At 33.0% G+C, this 23,829-nt stretch carries 21 protein-coding genes and 2 pseudogenes; 4 read left to right on the top strand and 19 right to left on the bottom strand.

The genetic code is table 11. The features are described 5' to 3' along the window. Window positions 1–87 precede the first annotated feature (87 nt). Complete coding sequence (locus tag DT250_RS04705) at window positions 88–1,626, bottom strand: alpha/beta hydrolase (RefSeq protein WP_106382932.1); 1,539 nt, start codon at window positions 1,624–1,626, stop codon at window positions 88–90. 573 nt (window positions 1,627–2,199) lie between these two features. Here DT250_RS04705 and DT250_RS04700 point away from each other — a divergent pair. Beyond that, window positions 2,200–2,565, top strand: coding sequence for a YxeA family protein (locus tag DT250_RS04700; protein ID WP_088122538.1), 366 nt, complete (start codon window positions 2,200–2,202; stop codon window positions 2,563–2,565). An 87-nt stretch (window positions 2,566–2,652) separates the two neighbouring features. Here DT250_RS04700 and DT250_RS04695 read toward each other — a convergent pair whose 3' ends face one another. The 11 genes and pseudogenes from DT250_RS04695 to DT250_RS04645 all read right to left on the bottom strand — a co-directional run bounded on the left by DT250_RS04695 (window position 2,653) and on the right by DT250_RS04645 (window position 16,033). Then, window positions 2,653–3,363, bottom strand: coding sequence for an alpha/beta hydrolase (locus DT250_RS04695; protein ID WP_149212673.1), 711 nt, complete (start codon window positions 3,361–3,363; stop codon window positions 2,653–2,655). Window positions 3,364–3,466: 103 nt separating this feature from the next. Next, window positions 3,467–3,907 (bottom strand): TspO/MBR family protein, encoded by a 441-nt coding sequence (locus tag DT250_RS04690; protein WP_149212672.1) that lies wholly within the window; start codon window positions 3,905–3,907, stop codon window positions 3,467–3,469. Window positions 3,908–4,034: 127 nt separating this feature from the next. Further along, a pseudogene (locus DT250_RS04685) lies at window positions 4,035–5,466 on the bottom strand (cryptochrome/photolyase family protein). Window positions 5,467–5,551: 85 nt separating this feature from the next. After that, the gene (locus tag DT250_RS04680) at window positions 5,552–6,064 is read right to left on the bottom strand and encodes a carbonic anhydrase (protein ID WP_098858032.1); all 513 of its coding nucleotides are present in this window, start codon (window positions 6,062–6,064) and stop codon (window positions 5,552–5,554) included. Between the two features lie 79 nt (window positions 6,065–6,143). Beyond that, window positions 6,144–8,768, bottom strand: a complete 2,625-nt coding sequence (locus DT250_RS04675; protein WP_149212671.1) for a DUF2309 domain-containing protein — start codon at window positions 8,766–8,768, stop codon at window positions 6,144–6,146. Beyond that, window positions 8,768–10,300 (bottom strand): NADH dehydrogenase subunit 5, encoded by a 1,533-nt coding sequence (locus tag DT250_RS04670; protein WP_149212670.1) that lies wholly within the window; start codon window positions 10,298–10,300, stop codon window positions 8,768–8,770. Before DT250_RS04670 ends, DT250_RS04675 begins: the two co-directional genes overlap by 1 nt. A 631-nt stretch (window positions 10,301–10,931) precedes the next feature. After that, entirely contained in the window at window positions 10,932–11,294 is a 363-nt protein-coding gene (locus tag DT250_RS04665; RefSeq protein WP_001968557.1) for a Na-translocating system protein MpsC family protein, read from the bottom strand. Window positions 11,295–11,646: 352 nt separating this feature from the next. After that, window positions 11,647–12,489 carry a polysaccharide deacetylase family protein gene (locus tag DT250_RS04660; RefSeq protein WP_149212669.1) on the bottom strand — a complete coding sequence of 281 codons (843 nt, stop codon included), beginning with the start codon at window positions 12,487–12,489 and terminating at the stop codon, window positions 11,647–11,649. A 264-nt stretch (window positions 12,490–12,753) separates the two neighbouring features. Further along, window positions 12,754–13,440, bottom strand: coding sequence for an N-acetylmuramoyl-L-alanine amidase family protein (locus tag DT250_RS04655; protein WP_149212668.1), 687 nt, complete (start codon window positions 13,438–13,440; stop codon window positions 12,754–12,756). Window positions 13,441–13,564: 124 nt separating this feature from the next. After that, a complete protein-coding gene (locus DT250_RS04650; protein WP_149212667.1) occupies window positions 13,565–15,349 on the bottom strand; it encodes a sensor histidine kinase in 1,785 nt (594 codons plus the stop codon). Next, window positions 15,346–16,033 (bottom strand): annotated as a pseudogene (locus DT250_RS04645) (response regulator transcription factor). Before DT250_RS04645 ends, DT250_RS04650 begins: the two are co-directional and overlap by 4 nt. Window positions 16,034–16,488: 455 nt before the next feature. Between DT250_RS04645 and DT250_RS04640 the strand changes: the two are divergent. After that, complete coding sequence (locus DT250_RS04640; protein ID WP_001087713.1) at window positions 16,489–16,764, top strand: hypothetical protein; 276 nt, start codon at window positions 16,489–16,491, stop codon at window positions 16,762–16,764. A 41-nt stretch (window positions 16,765–16,805) separates the two neighbouring features. Here the strand turns inward: DT250_RS04640 and DT250_RS04635 are convergent, their stop codons facing one another. The 5 genes from DT250_RS04635 to DT250_RS04615 all read right to left on the bottom strand — a co-directional run bounded on the left by DT250_RS04635 (window position 16,806) and on the right by DT250_RS04615 (window position 20,085). Then, a complete protein-coding gene (locus DT250_RS04635; RefSeq protein ID WP_000120818.1) occupies window positions 16,806–17,039 on the bottom strand; it encodes a YuzF family protein in 234 nt (77 codons plus the stop codon). 238 nt (window positions 17,040–17,277) lie between these two features. Further along, window positions 17,278–17,511 carry a hypothetical protein gene (locus DT250_RS04630; RefSeq protein ID WP_000340034.1) on the bottom strand — a complete coding sequence of 78 codons (234 nt, stop codon included), beginning with the start codon at window positions 17,509–17,511 and terminating at the stop codon, window positions 17,278–17,280. 294 nt (window positions 17,512–17,805) lie between these two features. Continuing rightward, on the bottom strand, window positions 17,806–17,952 hold the full coding sequence (locus DT250_RS04625) for a BC1881 family protein (RefSeq protein ID WP_000738548.1): 147 nt from the start codon (window positions 17,950–17,952) through the stop codon (window positions 17,806–17,808). Between the two features lie 547 nt (window positions 17,953–18,499). Beyond that, entirely contained in the window at window positions 18,500–18,961 is a 462-nt protein-coding gene (locus DT250_RS04620) for a CarD family transcriptional regulator (protein WP_000486298.1), read from the bottom strand. A gap of 215 nt (window positions 18,962–19,176) precedes the next feature. Continuing rightward, a complete protein-coding gene (locus DT250_RS04615) occupies window positions 19,177–20,085 on the bottom strand; it encodes an acyl-ACP desaturase (protein WP_098133167.1) in 909 nt (302 codons plus the stop codon). 549 nt (window positions 20,086–20,634) lie between these two features. Between DT250_RS04615 and DT250_RS04610 the strand changes: the two genes are divergently transcribed. Beyond that, window positions 20,635–20,934, top strand: coding sequence for a hypothetical protein (locus DT250_RS04610; RefSeq protein ID WP_001191994.1), 300 nt, complete (start codon window positions 20,635–20,637; stop codon window positions 20,932–20,934). A 387-nt stretch (window positions 20,935–21,321) separates the two neighbouring features. Here DT250_RS04610 and DT250_RS04600 read toward each other — a convergent pair whose 3' ends face one another. Further along, the gene (locus DT250_RS04600; protein ID WP_097889775.1) at window positions 21,322–22,548 is read right to left on the bottom strand and encodes a phospholipase D-like domain-containing protein; all 1,227 of its coding nucleotides are present in this window, start codon (window positions 22,546–22,548) and stop codon (window positions 21,322–21,324) included. 211 nt (window positions 22,549–22,759) lie between these two features. Between DT250_RS04600 and DT250_RS04595 the strand changes: the two genes are divergently transcribed. Then, the gene (locus tag DT250_RS04595) at window positions 22,760–22,960 is read left to right on the top strand and encodes a DUF1657 domain-containing protein (RefSeq protein WP_000218931.1); all 201 of its coding nucleotides are present in this window, start codon (window positions 22,760–22,762) and stop codon (window positions 22,958–22,960) included. Between the two features lie 248 nt (window positions 22,961–23,208). Here the strand turns inward: DT250_RS04595 and DT250_RS04590 are convergent. Further along, window positions 23,209–23,829 (bottom strand): collagen-like triple helix repeat-containing protein (locus tag DT250_RS04590; RefSeq protein ID WP_149212666.1); only part of this gene is annotated, 621 nt, incomplete at its 5' end.

The following is a 23,829-nucleotide window of genomic DNA, read 5'->3' as shown; positions in this document are numbered from 1 at the left end:
TTTTTAAAAGAGTGCTAAAAAACATATAACCTAATAATGTTTCTAGTTTGATTACAGAAAGAAAGTCTTTATTAAAACATATAGTTGCTAATTTAATTGCGATCTTCCTTGCACCCAAGCAGCAATATCATTTATAACATACTCAGGAATATTAGCAGGACTATAATATTCATCCGGTTTACTTATTTCTCCATCCCCTTCTGTAAAGAAATGATTTAACTTTGGATATAGCTGATAATCAACGTTATCTCGTTCTTTTAATTGTTCTTTCCAAAGAGGAATTTCGATTTTTGATTGAACTTGATAGTCTCTTTCCCCTTGAATAATAAGAAGCGGTGTCTTTTGTTCTTTTGACATTTCTGCTGCTTTAATTTTCCGAATAGAATCCCAAAATACTGCTGATCCTAAGTAAAAATCTTTTGAAGGATTCTGACCAGAGAAATTTGGATCCTTTAATAATTCAAATTGCGATTTGTAGAATTTATATTGCTCCTGGTTCATTGCTCCAATAGAAAAAAGATACTCAAATTGATCTAAAACAACGTCTTGAATCGTACGAGCTGGCCCACCCATTACAATTGCCCCAGCAATATTTTGATTTTGGTCTTTTTCAATCATTTTCGGAAGCATCATTCCACCTTGACTATGACCAAGAATATATATTTGATTCTTATTTATTAGAGGCTCATTTTTAAGAAATTGAGTTACAAGAAGAGCATCATCTGTTGTCTCTTTATCAACTGTATAGAAGGGACTGAATTGTGTTTTCAACCCATGTTCATACGTTCGTTTATTATAGCGAAGGACAGCAATTCCCTTCGATGCAAGACCTTCAGCTAAATCGCGAAATGGTTTTAAAGCAAACGCTGTTTCATCCTGATCAGTTGCTCCTGATCCTTGAACAAGAATAACCGCTGGAAAAGGACCATTTCCTTTTGGAACCGACAATGTTCCTGGTAATGGAAATGCACCACTTCCAACTACTACTTCTTTATCAACAAATGATTCAGGCTTACTATATGATGGACGCTCAGCAACAGGACTAAACGACATGCTTAGTTGAAAATCGTCTATTTTTCCAGATGGATCTAGTTTAATTAGTAAAGGTACAGTCATTTTTTCAAAAACTAATTGAATCTCCACATTTGTATGAACAGGATTTGTCTCTTTTTGTGTAACCTCTCCAATTTCTATAAAAGAACCTGCTTGTAATTGAACTGGAAGTCCCTCCCAATAGCTCTTCAACCATTCTTCGGATATTATTTTCTGTAATGACCTTGAGGTTAAATCAAATGCAGATTTATAATCTTCACTATTCATATGGCGAATAAATGAAAGAGTAGTAGATATAATAGGATTTTCATCATCACTATTGTCTATTTTTTTTATATTTGTGTTTACTTCCTTTAATTTTGAAATAAATTGGTGGTTAAATGGATTATTATATGTATTAGGATATAAATTTGTTTTCAAAATTTCCGTATTCCGTCCCTTATACAAATTTGAAGAGCTCTTAAAATTTTCAGGTGAAATTACTTCCTCCGCATATGAGACTGAGGGAATTGCTATTGTAAAAATTGCACTGATAAGTAATAACTTATTACTTATTCTTCTTTTCTTACCCATACTTATTGATTCTCCCTTCAAAATTTAAAATTTCTAATACAATATGCCAACTATAAGGAAAATAAAAATTACCAAAGAGATTAATAATCTATTTTACAATCCCCCTCCCAAGTTAAAAATCTATCATTAACAAACTTCAATAAAAAACGCCTTCCCCCTCTTTTTTTATTGTTGGATTTTCCAATGACCTAGAAGTACAGCACGAAATTACATGTAACCGACCCATGAGATTCTCTGTTTCAAAAGAAAAAAGCACCCCACTAGATGCTTTCTTTAATTGTTCTCACTATCATTTATTTAGGTAATTCTCTTATTACTGTAAGATAAATTCATTCTATTTCCTAAATCTCACTTATTTCTTAATTCACTCATACCAATATAAAACCTAATAACCTACCATCAAAAAATAAAGAAAACAGGTTATTTGGCTATTCATTTCGTAAACTTAATGCTCAAATTAGTTTTTTTCACAAAGTTAAACTTTATTAAGAAAAACTTAAAGAATTTCCCTCTATATTCATAAGAACTTTTTTCTATACTCAAAAATGTAAATAGACAAAAGGAGAAACGATCATGAAGAAATTTGTAATTTGCATACTAGGAATAGGCCTTCCTATATACTTACTACCTTTCATATTACGCGGGGATTTAGACAGATTTAATCCGATTGCTGAAGAAAAAAATGTATACGCCGTTGCGAATGGGTATGGCATTCCAGATTATCATTATAAAGGCCGAGCTATGTACTCACTAAAGGGTGTTGATGAATTAAGCAATGAAAAAGAATATAAAGTTGGAACGAACACGCCTAATGTTTTTATAAGAAAAACTTACTTAAAAATTCATGTGAAAGGAAAATATGTGTATTCTTACGATATTATTTCTAAAGAGGATATTCCGGAGAAAATAAGGGGACAATTGGAGATAGCAAATAAATAAAAGAGCCAATTCATACGATTTGGCTCTTTATTCTCTCTCCCATCTACCTTTAGGAAAATTCTTTCGGTAGATTTATTAAATTCGTTATCATTGTTTCAATAACCACTCTTCCATTACTTTCACTGTTTCATCTTGTTGTGCTTTTGCCGTAATTAAACTCGCATTATCACCTTTTTGCTCACCGTACATGCCAAAATGAGCATGATTTCCGCCCTTTATCATGTGCATAGTTGTATTCTTTGACATGAACCTTTTATTGTTCTCTATTTTTTCTACTGTTGCTAAAGCATCTACTTCCCCATAAATTGATAACATCGGAATCGATTTCGTAGAGAAGTCATCTGCAGGATACGAACCTAAGAAAATGATCCCGTCTATCTTGTCTTCATGTTGAAAAGCATACTTAGAAATCATAGCTCCCCCCATTGAATGCCCCGCAACATACCACTTCTGAACTTCAGGATACTGTTCCATTACACTGTCTACTGCATTGATTCCAAATATCGCTAAATTTAATGGCAACTTAGGCATCACTACAAAATGTCCATCTTTTGCGAGAGCTTCCCCTAAGTAACTATAAGCCTCAGCTTCTACTTTAGCTCCTTGATAAAAAATAACCCCTATTTTACCATCTTTCTCTCCAAAAACTATATTCTCTTCATCTTTTTTATCCTCTACTAACGATAAAGCCTCTTTCGTCGGTTTATAAGTAAACTGAGACCAAACAAAAAAACTAATACTTCCTATAAGTAAAATACCTAGTAAAGAGTACAGCGTAATTTTTATCCATTTCTTCACAAAGATGACCTCCCTAAGATGTATATATTCTATATTTTAGATTTTCATTAGTAAACATAAAAACTCGAGCATTTTTATTATGCTCAAGTTTTCATTTACTTCTTTAATTTATACTATAAATGGTCCAAGATAAATATGTAGCAAATGCAGACCATAAAAAATATGGAATTAGCAACCATGTCGATACTTTAGATAATTTGGAAGAAACCACTATGAGAAGTAACGTAGTAATAGCGACTAGTAAACAATCTACTGTTGCTAAAAATAAATTTTTTTGACTGAATTGAAAGTAGCTGAACGCTTGATTGCACATGTAATTTAAAAGGAATACAAACCAAAATGTTTTTGGCTTACGACCATATTTGTTGTAAATAATTGTAATCGACAATGCAATAAGTCCATATAATACAGCCCAAACTATTCCAATTGTCATACCAGAAGGTGTCCAAGACGGCTTTTCTAGTGCATCGTACCACATACGATCAATAGGAAAGAAAATACTAGAAACATAAAACAAACCATATGTTAGTAAAAATACTAGAATACTAGATTTTTTTCATAAACATTCTCCTTTTTACTAGAAGATTATAGAAACTTTATATGATTAGTATGTCCTCGTATTGGATAAATTTCTAATATTTAAATTTCAAATACATATTGTTTAATCTATTTTATACGAACTCTTTCATACTTTTATATGCAAAAAGTGCTCTCTCACGTGCTGCCTTATGATCAACAATTGGTAAAGGATATGTATGACCAAGCTTTATATTGGCCTTTTGTAAAATATGCTCAGGTGCATCCCAAGGTTTATGTATATATTTATTAGGCATATCTCTTAATTCTGGTACCCATCTTCTTATATACTCTCCATTTTTATCAAACTTTTCTCCTTGTGTGATGGGATTAAAAATACGAAAGTACGGTGATGCATCTGCCCCACTTCCAGCAACCCATTGCCATCCCATTGTATTATTTGCAATATCAGCATCTAGTAGTGTATCCATAAACCATTTTGCTCCTTCTTGCCACGGAATTAACAAATGCTTTACAAGAAAAGAGGCTACAGCCATTCTTGCTCGATTATGCATAAAACCTGTTCGCCATAGTTCCCGCATTCCCGCATCAATAAACGGATAACCCGTTTTCCCCTTTTGCCATACTCTTAATAACTCCTCTTCCTTATCCCACGGGAAATTTTCAAAGCTCTTATTAAGAGGTTTATATACTGTAAATGGATAATGATTATAGTAAATAATAAGAAAACTCTCGCCAAATTAATTGACGTATAAAGCTATTCACTTGTTTTTCAAAAAGACTACATTGTCTTTCGGTAATTTTATTTATTAAGTAATGAAACATTAGCTTTACTGATATTTGACCAAATGAAAGATACGGTGCCAACATCGAATGGACATTTTGATCTGGAAAATCTCTTCCTTCACTATAAGAGACTAATTTGCTAGAGAAAAATTTCTTGAATGTTTTATATGCCCCTTCTTCTGTCGGATCCCATATTGCTTCCATATGAGATGTCCATGGTATAGTCGGCAACAAGTGTAATTCTGAAACAGATAAGCTTGCTGGTAAAGAATTTCCCCACTTTATACTCTGCACTCTGCTAATAGGTTTAGGTATTACCTGCTTTTGAAATGCATTGTAAAAAGGCGTAAACACCTTATATTCAGTGTTATCTTTCTTTTTAATAATCCACGGTCCTAATAATAAATGTGAATTAAATTCCTTACAGATAATACCTTTACCTTCTAACATTATTTTCATTTTTTCATTAGATTGTAATCTGTCCGGATCATAACAAATATTCCAATATACAGCCGTTATCTCTAATTGTTCTATGAGAGAAAGTATTTCTTCCTCCGTACGTCCTTTACGAATTATTAAAGTAGAGCCCAATGCCTCAAGTTGCTTTTGGACATCTATTATAGCATGGTGTAACCACCACTTTGATGCACTTCCTATTGAAAAAGTTTCATCTTGTACATATACCGGAAGAACCTCACCAGACTGAACAGCCTCAAATAGAGCTGGGTTATCATATAAACGAAAATCTTTTTGAAACATAACAATAATTTTTTTTTGCATAACTATCCCTTCTAATTCTTAAAACATATTAAATTTTATTATATAACAGTAATTTATACATAAGAATTTATTTGTCTTTAATAGATTAATTAACTTTTTCAACTATTTTATTAGTAGCAATTTTAACAACCGTTTCTTTTTCACCTGTTCTATCAATCATGAAACCATGAACTTTAATATCAGAAGGTACTAACGGATGATGACGAATCATATCTATACTCTTCTCAATATTTTCACTAACATTTTCTTGTCCACTTAGCCATGCATTCAGGCTACCACTTGAAAATTCAGGCATGCAATTTTTAAAGAGATAGTCTATTTCTCTGTTATTTTTTATGGAATCACGTTGAATTTGTAGATTAACTATATCAGTTTCTTTATCCTCTATTCCGACAACAAAAATTTCTTCCACATTTTCTTGATAAATAGCAATAATAATAGATCTCATTATATCTCCATAAGGATGTACAATTACAGAATCATAGCTGTGTATAGTCAACACGTTTTCTTGTTGAATGTTAGTTACTTGTTGGATAATCGGCTCTATTCCGTGTTCAATGTCTGTTAATAATAATACTTTTTTATTCTTTGAATTCATATGGAGCACTCCTTCTTCATTATTGTATTTATGAAATTTTTAAACTAGTAACGATAGTTGATTATTCATTACATGATTGTTACCAGTTTTTCCATTGTCCTTCTGGATCAATACTTGCAAGTCTGACCCATCCATTTTGAAATTTTTCTCGAAATGTGAAATCATTATTTAGCAAACGTTCTATATATTCAATAGGCGCTTGAATTACAATTAGTAAACGAAGTGGTGAATGATACGTCTCACTATCTGACTGCATAACGGATTGCCAAGGTAAGCCTGGCAACAAGTCACTTGCATTTCCTTGCATAACACCGAGACCTGCCGTTACAGTTTGGGTTGTTTTGTTTCCACTACCATAATAATGAGGAGCTACAGTTGAAGCGTAATATTGTAAATTTATCCACTGAGCTACTGTTCCTGGCCCTGCAATGATGCTAACTAATATATCGCCACTTTCATCCTGTTTCCAATCATAATTATGAAGGAAAGCCCTACCTTCTAAGTCACAATCCTGAGTTAATTCTCGTTGTCCGATAATAAAAGATGCATTACGGGCTAATCCCCATTCCGGACGTATTTCACTCCAATCTTCTGCAAATCGATGTGCCTCTTTACTCGGATTTTTTATTTTCGTTTTAAAATTAGGTAATTGTGTTAAACGCTCTCTATTTGCATGTTGGCTCACATTTGGCATAACCGACTCAATACTATCAAGTGCTTCTTGCGCAGTTTCCGAAAGTTCTGGGACGTAAATCCATTCCAATTCATCCACTGTTGTTTTATGTTCAGCTGCTGCAAAAATGGTGTCCTCCGGAATTTTAATGCCTTCAGCAGACAAAGCCTCTCTGACTTCTGGAAGATTACATAAAGTAGCAAAAACTCTTGCATTGAATCCCCCTGCTGCTCCGCCACAAGCACCACACTCAAGCGCTGCAGCATAAGGGTTGTTCGTACTTTGACTACTATGTCCGCACATTACAACTAGAGGCGCGAATTTTTCTGTTAATCCCACCATTTTTAAAGCTTGACGCACATAGTTCACTTTTTCTTCTTTAGTAAAACCGATAGGCATCTCACATTTTGTATCATGAACATGATTAAGTGAGAATGTCGTATCAGGTTTTCGTAACATTGTTTTGCGAAGGTTACGAATGAAACTACCTACTCTTCTTGGCACAAAACTTCTTGTCATCATTTGTAGACCAAGTAAAGGGCCACTTATCTCAGGTAGTAACATACTTGTAAGTACATTTTGTTTCATCATTTTAAACGTATAACTTACTGAGCTGTCTATCTTCTTACGTTGTTGATAAGATTTATATTCATTTTCATCCGTGAGCTCTTTTATTTGATGTTTCGGTTTTAATATAACTGGCAAAGAAGGATGACTGTCATTACTACCTAGTTCACTAGTCGCAATTGGTAACCCAAAGAAACCAGCTATTCCAAACGTTTCGAACGGACCTAATTTTTCTAGGTGGCGACGAAACGGTTCTGAACGTACATCAATACAAAATGCTAATTGAGCTAATACACGTTTTTTATCATTAGTTGCACGTTGCTTAGAAACAATCTTTTCCCTTAATTGCTCTGCATGCGTCTGTTCCCAAGCTTCTAGCCAAAGTTTCCTGCGAATATTTTCATCAAAACGATATGCAAATGCTAATAATTCGCTTTGTTCAGCTGCAGACATTTGTGACCATTCCAGGGTTGAAATATTCCCCCAATAGATCCAAGAAGCTATAAGTGGGACAATCGCAACTTTCTTCTCAGCCTTTTGATTTTTTGTAGGTAAATAAGGTTTGACAATGGCCAGCTCCATAGAAATTCGAACTACTAAATATTCAATCATAAGTTCCTGTTCCTGAATTGATTGTTGGGAACGCCATAGTATCATTCCTGCCCACCCAGGCAAAGCAAGCAAGTGCCCTTCAAGGTAAGCTTGCTTGTTAGATTCAGAAATTCCTAATTCAGATAAAGCTCTTGTTAAAGCTACCTCGGCATCCTCTGGCCAATCTTTTAAAATGCTACGCTCATTTTTACTGAGCGCTGGATCAAATTTAATAAGGTGATGCCATGCACGATACAAACCTTTCTCTCGGTTTGGCATCGTCCAACTTGATCCGGAGTCATCCAAATATAATTTACACCATTTAATGATATGATAATTAAGAATATCAGATAGGTTTTCACCCTTTTGATTCTCTATAAGTGAACTTACAGGTTGCATAGGAGAGTCTTTCATACTTCCTGTATTTATATAACTCATTTCTTCTGCCAGTTTATTTAATTGTGGCGATGATAATAGGCTAGAAGGTAATTTCTCTAATTTTAAAGCTGCTTGGCAAAACTGCTCCGCTTTCTTTCGCGGGATATGAAAAGATTGTGAATCAAGCCAATGAGACAAGCCACTTTGTAAAAATGATTCCTTAATCTCCCCTTTCGCCTTTGCCGAATGAATCATAGAAGCACTAGGATATATATCCACATTACAAATTTCTTTTAACCAATCTGCAACTTGTTCAAATGATTGTTTTTCAAGTCCCATCCAAGGATGATGAGCTGCAAATGTAGCGATCGGCCAAAGTGGTGCAATCACTCGGCTAGCAGATTCAACTAACTCATTCATATTATTTTCTTGTACTTCAATGTTTGTATCTTTCTTTTTTAAAGTTTCTTTCGTTACGATTGACGGTATGCTCATTACTGATTACCTCCCTTTGATACATAATGTTTAAGATAGCTCGGATGACTTTCTACTGACTTTTGTCTCGCCTCCCCTACTCGAACGAACCAAAGATACATTACAGCAAATATAGTAGAGGATTGATTATGAGTAACGAGAGTACTAATAACACTACCAAATAATAAGAGACATATAACAAAAATAACGGCTGAAACTGAAGGTTGAACATTTTGATACATGTCAGTATGCAACCATTTATAAAGAGAATTATGAACGGTAAAGTAAATGAGAGAAAATCCAACTAAAATAAATACGCCAACAATTCGTCCCATTCTTCCCTCTCCAAAAACAACAAGTTGTTTCCATGAAAAGTATAATGACCACCCTAAGATGAACGCACTAACTAATTCATACCCTTCTCCAGAAGTCGTAAACCAAAAAGCAATCGCTATAAATAATCCGAAAACACGTCCGACCATAATCCATAAATCAGATATCTTTTCATTAGACTGCTTCACTGCCCCAAAACGTTGTACGGAAGAACCAGCTTGTAAAAACAATGTAGCTTTAAACAAACCATGTAAAATTAAATGAATAACAGCCGCCAAATAAGCTCCTAATGCGCATTGAATAAGCATAAACCCCATTTGTGCAATAGTTGACCCCACTAGCTGACGTTTATAATCAACCTGAACTAGGCTAATTCCTGTTCCGATTAAGACAGAAATACTAGAGAAAATTAGTAAAATGATTTGTGCCATATCATCATGAAAAAGAGGTGAAAATCTAGTTAACATGATACCGCCAGCATTTACTAACCCCGCATGCATAACAGCAGAAACAGGAGTTGGAGCAACAGCTGACTCAATTAACCATCTTTGAAAAGGCCATTGTGCTGCTGGAATCATCACAGCTACTATAATTAATAAGTTAATTCCTGTTTTCTCCAACGTTCCAAATTGAGCTACATTTTCATTCGTTAAAACTAATGTTAACTGCCACTGTCCAGTAACTTGAAAAAGCCAAATGATAGCTGCTAGCAAAGCAATCCAGCTTATTGTAAATAAATAACTAGAAATTTTTGTTGCTTCACTAACCACTTTCCACCCTTTATTTAGCCCTATGAGTAGAACCAATCCTATAAGAGTTGCTCCCCAACAAATAATCATGAAACGAAGATCATTACTTAACCATGCAACCGAAGATACACCTGTAGTAAATGTAAAAAGTGCAAAGTATTTTCGATATGAGCGATCTCCCAGTAAGTAACATATAGAAAAACGCTGAATGATTAAACCAATTGTAAGAACAAAGAAAGCCATGAACCAAGCTAAAGTATCTAAATGCCAAGGCCCTACAACTCTATCTCCATTGTGATTAACAAGTGCGAGTAAAGAAACCAATGAAGGCAATGTAGCGATACCAATATGGATATGAACAAAACGTAAAGGCATCCTTGCATGTAAAAACAATAATCCACTTAGCCAAGAAGCGCTAAGCGCCATAAAAAATAATGTTAACAGTGTTGATGAACTCAGCGAAATTAACATGTACAATACTCCCTTCCAAACGAAAATAACCTATAAAAATTCCTTTTAAGTAAGATAGTTTTTTAATTTCAATTTTCATTCACTCTTTTCAGTACATCGTTTTTTCCCATAAAAAAAACCGACAACTTCCATAATTCAATGATTTTATATCATCATTGAATTATGGAGATTGTCGGTTTCACTTCAACTAACTTCAATAAAGTTTTTTGAAGAGCTCCCATTTTATAGAGGATAATGTATGTATTACTCCTATTAAAAAGAAAAGTATATTTCTGATCTCCTAGATTATGCAATCAATATATCAATTTATGTTATGTGCTATCTTTCAATTAAGAAACTTTTTCATTTAGTCAATATTACATATTAAAAAAATGCTAAAGCCTTAATTATAGCAAACTGTTAAAATGAGCATCTATCAATTTTTTAAAACACTTATAAGATAAACCATATTAAGCAGTTTGTCAATTTCTTTATCCGTTTTTTAAGAGTTATTTGAATTACGATTTATTATACCTAAATAATTTCAAGTTTTTTAATTATTAGCATGTTAATAAAGTTAAATAAAGTTAAATAAAGTGCAAAACTTGTAGGTTTCTTAATCCTCCCACTAACCTTAAGGTATTTTTTATTTTTAAAATTTTTCCTCAAGATTATGAAGCAATTTAAAAATCATTACTCGTTCGCCTGTACGGGAGCTTATATCCGTATGAAAACTTTTCACTTTCTCTCCAGTTAATTCTAGTATAATCTCTTTCAAATCATCAATTCCAGATTCAACTAGCTCCGAACGATTTTTCTTTATCGTTAACATACCGTCTTTTGTTTCGCAAACAGTATATTCAGCCGGCGTTAAAATACCTTGTAAATTTACGATAATCATATCCCGTAATATATCTGTCTTAACTGATATAGACCCGCGTCCTAAGTAGTCCTTTTCCCAATGAGTAATTGCTTTGCTTATCTCTGATTCAATAGAGCCTTTTGAGCTTTTCATCTATGTATCCTCCTTCAATAAAATAAATTTACAATAACAATATAATAATCCGGATTGATTTTATTTTCAATTATTGAGAAGAATTTATTGGGATTGTTGTATGGTATCCTTTCATATCATAGCGATTTTTTATATTACAATATAGATTTTTTTGATCATTCCCAACAAGATACTCTTACTATAAAGGCTCTGTTGCATAGATTTCTAAAAAGGACATTCCGGAGAAAATAAGGAAACTCTTGTGACATAATACATAAACGAAAGAGTCGATTTCTTTATAAAATAGGAAATCGACTTTTGCTTAATTATTGATTTAGTAATAAAAACACCTTTTAAAATAACTATGTTTATACTATAGACGTTGATCTTTTTGGAAATTTAGTCGAAAATGATCTGCATCATTGTAAACACCAAATTCATATCCATTTTCCTTATAGAATTTAATGATTTCCGGAAGTGCTTGTAATGTTTGCGCCTTTTCATGCATTAAAACAACTTCTACTTCTTCTGTTGTTTGTTTCTTTACATTTTCGATAATCTGAGTTGGATTATCTTTTAATTTCCAATCATTTGAGTCTATTGTCCAATCCCAAACTTTTATTGCTGCTTCTACAATTTGATTACGAATTTCCTCACCCTTTAATCCTGGTGCAGATCCATATGGCGGACGAACTAGTTTAGGAGTTGTACCCGTAATATTATGGATAAGAGCTAACGTTTCTTTCATCTCCGGTACAAATTGTCCCTTTTTGTATAGCTTATCACTATTATGTGTCATACTATGAGCACCAATATAATGTCCTTCTTTTACTGCTCGTTTTACGTTTTCCTGAAAACCTGTATTTTGTAAATTACTACCTTGCATAAAAAATGTCGAGGCAACATTTTGCTCTTTTAGTACATCTAAAAATTCCCCAGTTAATTCGCTAGGACCGTCATCGAATGTTAAATACACAACCTTTCCTACCGGTTTTCCATCAGGTCTTTTCTGTTTTACCGGTGGTGTTTCTTTTTTCTTTTCTTGTTGTTGCGTATTAACTTGTTTACTACTTTCATTAGCTACTCCCTTCGCTGGGGTAGAGTTCCAATTTCCAATTAAGAAGAATGTGAAAAAGGTCGTCGCTAAAACAACTCCTAGAGATATGATTACCTTCGTTACTACACTTGTTTTTTTCTTACTTTGCGATTCTTTCATTATTTTTCGATCCTTTCCCTATTCATTTTCATATTTATAAGGCTGAGCCTTTATTCGACTGAATCATTCGTTTCAACCGGTGTTTACAATAAATAGATTAATAGAAACAGATAAAGATAAAATGCAGATAATGTCGAAATCAGTTAAAGAATAAGGTTAAGTTAATTCTTAAATTTGAAAACTGGATATACACCCAAAATAAAAAATACTACTCTTTCTAATTAAGATTTAGAAAGAATAGTATTTTTCTATTTGCCTATTTTATTACAACGTAAAATAATTAATAATGCCATCCACAATTCCTTTTTGCGATTTTGCTTGGAATTCTTCTGAATTCATTCTTTTTTCATCATTCGCATTAGATGTAAACCCTAACTCAATTAAGATAGCCGGAGAAGGATTTTCTCGTAAGACAAGAAAATCACTTCCATGAATGCCTCTATCACGGCTGTCTATATTTTGATCAAAAATAGCTTCTTGTACGGTCTTAGCTAACTTTTTATCTTTCCTTTTATTAGATCCAAAATGAGTTGTTATTCCTTTTACATTTGTATCCTCAAAAGCATCATGATGAATGCTAATATAAAGATCCGCCGCATGGTCTTTCGCTACTTTGACACGTGCTTGTAATTCTTCCTTTTGCTTTGTTTCTGGAAGTAAGCTCGTATCTTTTTCACGTGTTAATATAACTTTTGCATCCGTTCTTTCTTCTAATTCTTTCTTTATATTTTGTGCTACTTTTAAATTAAGCTCTTTTTCAATCGTTCCTAATTTCTTTCCTTTCGTCCCTCTATCTCCTCCACCATGCCCTGGATCAATTACAATAGTTTTTCCTTTTAATCGTAAATCCTCTTTTGATATGTTTTTGTGCCCTTTAGCATGTATGAAACTAACGCCTGTACCCATTATTATTATTATAATAAGCAAAAGCAATATCGCTCTTTTTTTCATTTTAACAATCTCCTTATCAACTTTTCATTCTCTTTCTAATGAAAATAGTAATGAATGCTGATAAAGATAAAATGCAGATAATGTCGATTTCGTTTAAAAATAATAAAAACGTGTAGAAAAAATTCTACACGTTTTTATTTAAATAGAAATAAAATAATACTCCATCTTCTGTATTTGAAACACCATATTCCGCATCATGTAGCTCTAATATATTTTTTGAAATAGCAAGGCCCAATCCTGTTCCACCTTTTGAACGTTGACGAGACGTATCCCCTCGATAGAAACGATCCCATATTTTCTCTAAATGTTTTGGCGCGATATGAGCCCCTTTATTTTCTACACATACTTTTACACGTTCATTCTCTTCTATTGTAGAAATAATAATATTCTCCTGTTCTGGTGTGTAACGAATCGCATTCGTAATAAAGTTCGTTATAACTTGTTCTATGCGATGCTGGTTTGCAACAACTTCAATTTTAGAAAGTTGTTTATGAACATGTAATTGCTTAGCTGTTATATCCGAGGTTAATTGCTCACATATGTAATCGATCATTTCATCAATATGGAAAACATCCATTTCCATTTTATATGTACCAGATTCGAATTTCGCTAACTCCAGCATATCAATAATGAGCATATCCATTTTATCTACTTCTTTTGACATTGCTTTAAAGTAATACTCCTTTTTATTACTAGCAACACCATCCTCTAAAATTGAAATACAGCTCTTCATAATACTTAAAGGTGTTTTTAACTCATGTGAAACACCAGCGATAAATTCTTTACGTGTATTCTCTAATTGCTTTTCTTTTTCTATATCTTGCTGCAATTGATGAATATACGAATGCAAAGCTTTAGAAAGTGTATTAATATTTTGTGATAAATCACCTATTTCATCCTTTGTAGTAATAGGTAGCGTCTCAGAGAAATCTAAACCCGCGATTTTTTTTGTAGTATCATTTATTTGTAATAATGGCTTGGCGATTTTTTTTGAGTAATAGAACGATATCAAAACAATTAAAATCAATACAAAGATAATTAAATATACATAATAATCCTTTATCATTTGTACCGCTTCATCAACTGGTTGCAATGATGTCATAGCAAATATATAGTTTGTCTTACCCCCCGCGTCTTTTGTTGGCTTGATTAAAACTTTATATTTAATATCATTTTCTTCGTAATCCATTATTTCTGTAGAAGTAACATCATTAGATTTTTGATTCAATAATAAATCAACTTGAAATTGTTTTATTCTATCTATAAGCACACGATTTCCATATATAAAGTTCGTTCCTACAGTCCCCTCCGGTAATTGCACGTTTTGAATGCTTCCCGCTAAATATAATTGTGAACTTTCTTTTGAAGATACGGCTTTTGGCCCATACAACCTTTCTGACAGTTGCTTGTTCTCTAGCCCAACATTCTTCTCTTTTATTGTTAACATCGCAGGGACTACTATATCCCCCTTCTGTACTCCGTCGATAATAATATGACTCCCTTGTTCTAAACTATATTTCATCCTTTGTATATCTTCTAAATTGATAAAACTATACAACGGTATGTGAATGGAACGTTCAGAAAATATCTTATTTTCGTTTGGGTCTAATTGAATTTCTATAGAAAAATCATTTGCATATTTTATATTACCTACACTATCTAACGTTGTAATCCATGTCGCATTCTCTTGATAGAAATTTTGTTCTAATTCTTGAATTACTTTCGCATCATCTCCAGCTTTTATATATGCTTTTTCAAAGGATTGAATATTTGTTTTAATATCATTAACTTTTCGATTTGCGTAGTATTGCTTAAAAAATATAGTTTGTCCAATAAAAATAGTTACTAAAATGAGTGTGCATAATGCTGTTGTTAACATAAATAACTTTAATACAATTCCTTTTTTCATACTTGTCCCTCAAATTTATAACCAGCTCGTACAACCGTTACAATACAAGCTGCTTTTTTGTCCTAATTTATGACGCAAATTACGAATATGACTATTAACAGTGCGATCATCCCCAGCAAATTCATAACCCAAAATTTTATTGATTAGTTGTTCTCTCGAAATTACAATTCCTTGATTTCGCATGAGATACGTTACTATTTCAAATTCTGTATGAGTCAAATTTATGTCTTCCCCATCTATAGTTACTGTACGAGAAGGAAAATGTACATGGATGCCACTACTCGTTAATGTGTCTTCAGCTGGTACATTAACAGCGGAAGAATATCGGCTTTCCATTAATCGTTTGGCTCTTGCTAATAAAATAGGAGGACTATATGGCTTTGTAACATAATCATCTGCTCCTAGTTCAAATCCAAGTAAGGTACCATCCTCATCCACCCGAGCCATTAGCATAATAATAGGTACATTAGATTTCTTCCGAATTCGCCGACAAACCGTCCAACCATCTAATTCCGGTAACATAATATCTAAAATAATTAAATGCACCTCATGCTCTTCAAATATAGATAACGCTTCTTTCCCATCAATCGCCTCTAAGACGTTATACCCTTCGTTTAATAAGTAATCTTTCATAATTTCACGTAAAATATCTTCATCTTCTACAATTAATATTGTTCTTTGCATCTTTTATCTTCTCCACGATTTATTTTATTGTAAGGAAGAAATAGTTCATTTTATATGTTAACCAATTAGAAATCTTTCACTATTTCCGTCACTACTACATACAACATAATTATATCAAGATAATAGCATGACGGTATAAAGATAAAATGCAGAGATAGCCTTACTATTGAAATGCTATTATAATTTTGTAATTGGAATGAATTTGAATCAAATAAAAAACCAAAAGAAATACTATGATATCGCGACTTAAACTAAATAATATGGTGTATATCAAAAATGAGTTTCCTGAATACTTTCGAAATGGAACAGTAAAAAAACAGTCTCAGTACATCAAAGTTGATTTAGAACACATTATGAATACCTTAAAACCTGGACAGGTGTGAATTTAGGGTAATCTAATATTTCACATTCAAATATGATAGAATAGAAGTATATCCAAAACGGAGGAATAACAAATGAACTCAAACACAAAACAGTTTATTTATGATATCCAGCAACGAAAGAACAATTATATAGAAAATGCTTTAATAGCAATACAACACCCTAAAAAAGAGCAATCTGAACAGGTCATTCAAAATATAGTAGAGAAGATGGATATGATGATTAGTCTAGTTACTACGTACATGAGGATTGAATCTGGATCTACGAAAGAATTAAAAGAACTTCAGAAAGAAATTATCCATGCTCAAGCATATATCCAAAAACGAAAATTTGAAGAAACACAGAGATAAAACCCTGTGTTTTTATTTGATGCTCTATGACGCTAATTTGATTATTGTTTTGGCATAATCCATACAATTTGTTGAATGCGTACAATATATGGCACCGTATCTTCAATGAGCAAATGATCGGGTTTCACATCCTTTAATTTACCTCTTATATTTCCTCTTACAGTTTCAATAACCACATGTTTACCAATTACTGATTGTAATGTCTGATATACATAGGGATTAGGCACACTTACCATATTTTGTTTACTAAAGTCATTTCCCTCCAAATAACTCATTCTATAAGACTCCTTTCTAACTCGCATTCTTTCTCCTAATATATGATGTAAATCTTATAAATATGCTAGAAGGATAATTCATTATATGAACGGAAATAACATTTTAATAAGATACGGTTTCTATTTCTACATTGCTAAAAAATTATTTATATAAAGTTACTTTTACTAGTTAATAGGTGATGATATAGGGATATTTTGAATGTACATCTAGTTTGTTCCTTTCAGGATATGTATCATTTTAAATACGCCCTTTATTAGAATAGTACTCATACTTTTTTTGAGATTCTTTCGTAATACGTGCGTTAAGTAAAATTGCTAACAATAAAAACACTCCATATTTTCCCCCTGTAGCTCCTATGATAATCACACTACTACAAACAAGTACAATTAATAGGATAAACGAAACTAAATAAATACGATCATAATTCTTTGACATCTTCTCGTATTTTATGCGTTCTTTCCTTGCATCCATCTAAATTCCTCCTTTAAATAATCCATTTCACTCTCAAATAAATCTAACCCTTAAAAAGGAAACAATCTATCGTTTTAAATAATTAGTTTGTTTTTTATCAACTAATTTATATAACGTAAAAAGAAATCCTACCAATATTAAGCTCTCCACCATGATAATCCCGACCCTCTCCTTCCTTTTAAGCCCAACAAATCAGATAAAGTTATGTATATCCCATATTAGCTGCAACAAGCAAAAAGGACCCCCCTTCTCTTAAAGGCCGATCCTTTTCTCCTTGTATGCAACTATTTTTACCTATTCTTGATTAATTAGAATAATAGCTGGTCCATCTACACGAATTCCACCAACTTCGATTTTTTCATAAGACTCAACTGTAATAGAGATGATCCCTTCTCGCTTCTTTAATTCATTACTTAATTCTTTTGTTAACATTTTTTTCATGTGTGTACTCCTTCTTACTGCTTAATTTACTATTGGTATGTAAATAAAATTTAAATTGGTTTCCTGGTCTGGAAACCAATTTTTTGTAGTTGACCATATGGTGTTACCAGTTCGTTTATCAATTTTACGTAAAGAAGATAAACAATTACTATTCACCGTCTCAGTAGATATAAGGCACTCTTACAGATAGTGGTGAGATTGATTGTTTTTTCTTCTAGAAATAATGACTTAGATAGTATATTACCTAAAACAATGAAAGCCCTACCTCTCTTTCATCCTTACGGCTCCTTGTCCGTGCCAGTGTGAGTCAGGATTGTAAAAATCAAGTGACTATTTAATCGAGTTATTTGATGAAACTTCAAACGTTCGTAAAAGAAATTTAAAAATAAAAATGGATTAGATTGAAGTAGTAACAAAAGAGGTATCTACTCTAAAAGTGAGTTGAAGAAATTGAATATCTTTGAAATACTTTCCTTTTAATAATCAACATATACCCAGAAAATTCAGGATATTTCCGAGGAATATCATACAGTATTTATAATAAATCTCAACAGAAACTTTTTATTTGTTTTTCAGTGATTCCTTTAATTAATTCTAGCTCACTGACCAAAAATTTATATGCATCATCCAACAATTTTTTTTCGCTTGTATTCAGTGCTTTTTCCTTCTTTATACGGATTAAATCACGTATAACTTCAGCACCTTCTTGTATTTCACCCGTTTTTATTTTATCTGTGTTTACTTTATACCTTTGTTTCCAAGGCATTAATTCGCCTGATTCTCCATGCTGAAAAATGTGTATAATACGCGTTAATGTAAGTATATCAATAACTGGGCGTATATTCGAACTCAATATTTTGCCCTTAGGAATCATGATTTGCATATTACTAATGGACATTTTTATGACATAATAAAGTTGCTTTTTCCCTGAGAACTCTTTTTCTTCTATGGCTTCAATTATACCTGCTCCGTGCATTGGATAAACAATGTTATCGCCAATTTGAAACATATAACCCACCTCCATATGTGGTAACCTTCTCAAGCTTAACACATACGTTATTTTTTATCAAATATTTAATAATATCATGAGTTTGTTTTTGGTGTCAATCACTTTTTATTCGGAAGTTAAATTAAGGAAAACAGCCGCAAAATAATAGAGAGCGTTCTAGATTTCAAATAAAAGAAAAGGGAATTCCCACGCGTATATTCTGAAATCTCTACTCATTAACGTAGATCAGTTTTTCCTTGAAAACGGCCAAATCGATCCCGTATTTTTTTCAATCTTATATGATACTCCAAAATCTCAATTCTTGCTTTTTCTGCTAGAGGGGCAATTGGTCGTAAGTCTTTTAACCCCCAATACTCAACCACTACATCAAGTACTTGATCAAAATATTGTAGTGGCCCATAGTTTGCTTCTTTTGCAATCACAGCCATTCTATTTTCAAAATCAGGCATGACGGCACCTGGCATTTTAAAATTCCTAATCACATTGGCAATATGGTAGCAATAATTTGGTTCCAATTCTAAATGTGTTCGAATAACGTCTCGATAAAACGCATAATGAAGTGTTTCATCTTTTGCAAGACGGCGTAATAATGTAGCAAGATCTGGATCATGCTTACTTGCCACCTTAGCTACATTATTGTAAAACACCATTGTTGCAAGTTCTTGTAGCGTCGTATACGTCATGGCTTCGATTGGTGTATGAAAATCAGGCTCAAACCCACACTCAACGACTGATTTTCTTAATTCATGTATACGTTTAGGGTTTACACTTCGAGTGAGTAGTAAATATGTCTCTAATAAATTCGAATGTTGATCCTCTTCTGAGGTCCAAGTATGAATAAAGTCTATAATAACAGAAAGGGAACCTTTAAAAGTCGCAGATAAATACGTTGTAAACCATGGTAAATTCACTTCTGTTAATAAAGCTGTTTCAATGGCCGTAATTACACCAGAAGGGAGAGTAACTTGACTTTCATCCCAAGGAACTCTTTTAAAGTCCATTCCCTTATCCCATGGTAAAAACTCATGATAACCCCAGTCTATCTTCTGCGCTCTTATTTTATGTTGTTCATACAGTTCTTTTAAACGTGGTTCTAATCGGAAATCTAAATCATTTGTTAGCATATAAGTGCCCCCTTTTCTTACCATGAATATTCAGCTTATTTTTATCTCTAAAAATTTTCTACAAATAAATATTACTTTCCTTTTTTTAAATCAAACATAACAAACTTGTAACAAAACTCTTTAAGAGCGCTATATTTTCATAGGATTTTTTTATCAAAAGAGGGACCGTTACACCTATTTTCTTTTTTATAAAATAGATATTGAGGCAAATAATATGTTAGTTAGTCAAAATAAAAACTAACCTCAGTAAATACAGAATAACATTCATCGATAAAGATACTCGTCATGTTGTAAATTTTGGTGAGTGTAAAAAGGTGCATGCCTATAAAGAATCGTTTTATAATAAAGATTGATAGTGTTTTATATACACTATCAACTTATTTAGACGTAAGATTATAATCCAATATATTAGATTAAGCGCTTGAAAAAAATATAGTTGATGAGATAGCCTTAAACGACAATTCCCAACAAGCTTAATGTACATTGGCTATGATGAGTTCGACCAAATTTTGTGAAACAGTATACAAAAAAAGGGAAGAGGCGATAAACATGCAGTCAACGGAAGCGCATATGAAGGAAAAACAACGTAGAGAAAAAATAGAAATTATATTTAGTCACAGGGTAAAAGGAGAGAATTTTTTTCACGGTTCTTCCTATCAATGGAAAAACATTGTATATCAAAATTATAATAGGATACAACAAAAAGAGTTGGAAATTGAACAACTCATTTCGAAAATGGAAAAAGAAGGGATCCGTTTTACGCAGCACCGTTCACTCATACATTATCCCGTCATTGATTTCGTAAAATATATAGCTAAGATTTATAAGGAGCCCCTCGAAATAAAATAATCATATTTATAAAAGGTTTATTTCCGGGGGGGTTTTTAACTTAAAACCAGGGGTAACCGCCCCATTTCCATCAAGGTAAAGTTTTATAACACCCCCAAAACGAAATTTTTAGGTTTTATTGTGAAAAAAGCCTAAAAATTTCGTTTTGGGGGTGACCTGTTTTCTTAGGTTGATGGCGATGGGGTACCGCCATCAACCTAAGATTACCCAAAGATCTAATACTGGTCCTAAAGCCATGCCATTGCTTCTCCACGAAGAGATCGTGGAATACATCAATCACAGCCTTTTCTATCGAACTTGTAGCAACTGCCCAGCTGATTCCATGGAAAATATGTAAAATCACTAAGCATATAGCCCCTGTTATCCAAGTATAAAAATACATTGTCTTTACAAATAATACTCAAACATTTTTGCAACCTTTTCTTTTATTTTTTCTTTTATAGATAATTGGTTGACGTCAGAGGATGTTACTTGCTTTGAATTTTGTAAGTCTGCATTAATCACTGGTTTTATTCTCGAAATATAGATAGGGTCATGAATATAACAGTTCATTTCTTCATTTAAATGAAACGAGCGTGAATCAAAATTCACGGTCCCAACCATCAATACTTTTTCATCAATCAAAAATACTTTACCGTGTAACACCCCATTTTTGTAACCATATACTTCCATCCCCTGTTTTAATGCTTTTCGGATATATGGATATGCTGCTTCTTTAACTAATAGTGCATCCGAATGAGGTGAGAATAGAATTTTGACACGGACTCCCCTCTTTCTTGCATCTACTAATGCGTTCCAAATAGTTCTGTCTTTTGGTATAAAATAAGGTGTTAATATAATAATGGATTCTTTTGCTTGTTGAAACAGCATTTTATAATCTTGCCCAAGTTTTTCTCCACTATAATATGCAGTAAATCGTTGCGAGGTTGCTCCCTTTTCCTTTACCGCATTGTGTATCGGAATCGGTTTCTCTGAGTTTCTCTTCCAGTCTAATACAAATTGTTGTTCTAAATCTTGAACTCCTTCTCCTCGTATTTGAAGATGATAATCTCTCCAATAACCAAGTTTTTCTTTTTCCCCCAAATACTTCTTTCCGATGTTGAATCCACCAATGTAACCAACCTTTCCATCAATAACTGAAATACGACGATGATTCCGATGATCCAAAGAAGAAAAAAGATAAGGGAAAGCAGGTTTATTGTAATATGTAAAATGAACTCCTTTTTTAACTAATAATTCTCTTTCCTTTTTCTTTAGTAAAATTCCACCTAACCTGTCCAAAGCATAGTATACTTCTACACCTTCTTGACTTTTTTTCCGTAATAACTCTAGAAACTGATGGCTTACTTTATCATCAGCAATAGAAAAAAAGTTAACATGCACGTAATGCTTTGCTTTCTCTATATCTGAGAATAGTTGATTGTTTAACTGTTTCCCATCTGTATACAAAGTAATATCACTTTGACGCATAGGGTATTGACTAGAATTCTGGCTAAATACCCCATTTTTTTCGGCTATCGTTCTGTCAATTTCACCCCAAACAAACAGAACTAAACATCCACCGATAAATAAAAAGAGGAATACTCGGAAAATTCTTCCTATCTTTTTCAGCATATTTAATCTCCTTTATATATTATCGTTTTATTTCTGTTAGTTTTTGTTATTGGGACAAAACTATTCCATGCATCTATTAGCTAAAAAAATCCTTCTTTGAATGATTAGCTATAAAATTTCTCATTCGCATAACCCTAAAATTGGAATTCGTACGACGATAACAAAATAGGCACTCTATATTTTGAAGTACATTTACAAGGAGGAATACTACATGACAGTAAGTACTAAACTTAAACAAACTATCGCTGGATTAAAGAGTGCTCAAGCATGCCTAGAAGGATTTGTTCTTGACACTGATAACAAGCAAGCAAAACAATTATATAAAGGTGCAGCACAACAAGCTCAAGAAATTATTGAATCTTTAAATCCTCGTCTTCAACAAATTGAACATGAAGAGCCTCAGTACAAGTAATAACATAATACCTTTCACATAGAATATCGTCCCATGGAAGAGTGCTCAGCTTAAATAACGATTATCATAATGCTAATTACGATTAAAGGGTCTCACCATATTGCCATCAATTTAAGAATTCAAAATTACCCCAAAACGAAAAAATTGGCATCCTCAGGTGAAAATGTACATTTTTTTGTTTTTGGGGTAATTCAAAATGTTGGGTTGATGGGCATTTGATACTATTTTTTATTATGCATCTCTAAATTTTAGAGAATGTTTACAGCTGTAATTTTGCAGGTTGAAATAGCAAACCTAACGATTGTAGTTGGATTTATAGGTAAAGTACCTAGAACTATACCAAGACCTGTTTGTTCCACGTTAAAATCTACTGCAGTAGAACCAGTACTTGCTAAAAGATTCACTGTAGAACCAATAAGCGTATCTAGTAATTCCCTAATTGGTCGTTCGCGACAATCACATTCACATCCTAAGTCTACAGGTGGAAGTAATGTCATAGATGGCCCCGGCGGTAAAAAACCTACCCCTGTTACATCAGAAATATTGACTACAAAGGATGTGGAACCATCTGTAACTGTAACTAAAAAATCATTTACAGAAGTAATAGTAAATAAAAAGAAAAGTGGTGGAGCGTTTGGTGCATCTGCAATAGTGCCAAGAAGCACTGTTTCCCCAATAAGTTGTTGTAAAACATTCTGCATAGGTAAAACACAGCAATCACAAAGGCAACCTTCAGTTGCTCCTGTTGGACCTGTTAAACCTGTTGCTCCTGTTGGACCTGTTACTCCTGTTGGACCTGTTGCTCCTGTTGCTCCTGTTGGACCTGTTGCTCCTGTTGGACCTGTTGGACCTGTTACTCCTGTTGCTCC

Origin of the sequence: Bacillus sp. AR2-1, from assembly GCF_008368755.1 — a bacterium.
Lineage (GTDB): Bacteria > Bacillota > Bacilli > Bacillales > Bacillaceae_G > Bacillus_A > Bacillus_A wiedmannii.
The sequence above is the reverse complement of the archived record's forward strand: the minus strand, read 5'-3'. Positions and strand labels throughout refer to the sequence as shown.

Bases quoted from the DNA above. Each gene is read 5' to 3' on its own strand.
- DT250_RS04705 (WP_106382932.1), bottom strand. From the start codon at position 1,626: ATGGGTAAGAAAAGAAGAATAAGTAATAAGTTATTACTTATCAGTGCA.
- DT250_RS04700 (WP_088122538.1), top strand. From the start codon at position 2,200: ATGAAGAAATTTGTAATTTGCATACTAGGAATAGGCCTTCCTATATAC.
- DT250_RS04680 (WP_098858032.1), bottom strand. From the start codon at position 6,064: ATGAATTCAAAGAATAAAAAAGTATTATTATTAACAGACATTGAACAC.
- DT250_RS04675 (WP_149212671.1), bottom strand. From the start codon at position 8,768: ATGAGCATACCGTCAATCGTAACGAAAGAAACTTTAAAAAAGAAAGAT.
- DT250_RS04670 (WP_149212670.1), bottom strand. From the start codon at position 10,300: ATGTTAATTTCGCTGAGTTCATCAACACTGTTAACATTATTTTTTATG.
- DT250_RS04665 (WP_001968557.1), bottom strand. From the start codon at position 11,294: ATGAAAAGCTCAAAAGGCTCTATTGAATCAGAGATAAGCAAAGCAATT.
- DT250_RS04660 (WP_149212669.1), bottom strand. From the start codon at position 12,489: ATGAAAGAATCGCAAAGTAAGAAAAAAACAAGTGTAGTAACGAAGGTA.
- DT250_RS04655 (WP_149212668.1), bottom strand. From the start codon at position 13,440: ATGAAAAAAAGAGCGATATTGCTTTTGCTTATTATAATAATAATAATG.
- DT250_RS04650 (WP_149212667.1), bottom strand. From the start codon at position 15,349: ATGAAAAAAGGAATTGTATTAAAGTTATTTATGTTAACAACAGCATTA.
- DT250_RS04640 (WP_001087713.1), top strand. From the start codon at position 16,489: ATGAACTCAAACACAAAACAGTTTATTTATGATATCCAGCAACGAAAG.
- DT250_RS04635 (WP_000120818.1), bottom strand. From the start codon at position 17,039: ATGAGTTATTTGGAGGGAAATGACTTTAGTAAACAAAATATGGTAAGT.
- DT250_RS04630 (WP_000340034.1), bottom strand. From the start codon at position 17,511: ATGGATGCAAGGAAAGAACGCATAAAATACGAGAAGATGTCAAAGAAT.
- DT250_RS04625 (WP_000738548.1), bottom strand. From the start codon at position 17,952: ATGAAAAAAATGTTAACAAAAGAATTAAGTAATGAATTAAAGAAGCGA.
- DT250_RS04620 (WP_000486298.1), bottom strand. From the start codon at position 18,961: ATGTTTCAAATTGGCGATAACATTGTTTATCCAATGCACGGAGCAGGT.
- DT250_RS04615 (WP_098133167.1), bottom strand. From the start codon at position 20,085: ATGCTAACAAATGATTTAGATTTCCGATTAGAACCACGTTTAAAAGAA.
- DT250_RS04610 (WP_001191994.1), top strand. From the start codon at position 20,635: ATGCAGTCAACGGAAGCGCATATGAAGGAAAAACAACGTAGAGAAAAA.
- DT250_RS04600 (WP_097889775.1), bottom strand. From the start codon at position 22,548: ATGCTGAAAAAGATAGGAAGAATTTTCCGAGTATTCCTCTTTTTATTT.
- DT250_RS04595 (WP_000218931.1), top strand. From the start codon at position 22,760: ATGACAGTAAGTACTAAACTTAAACAAACTATCGCTGGATTAAAGAGT.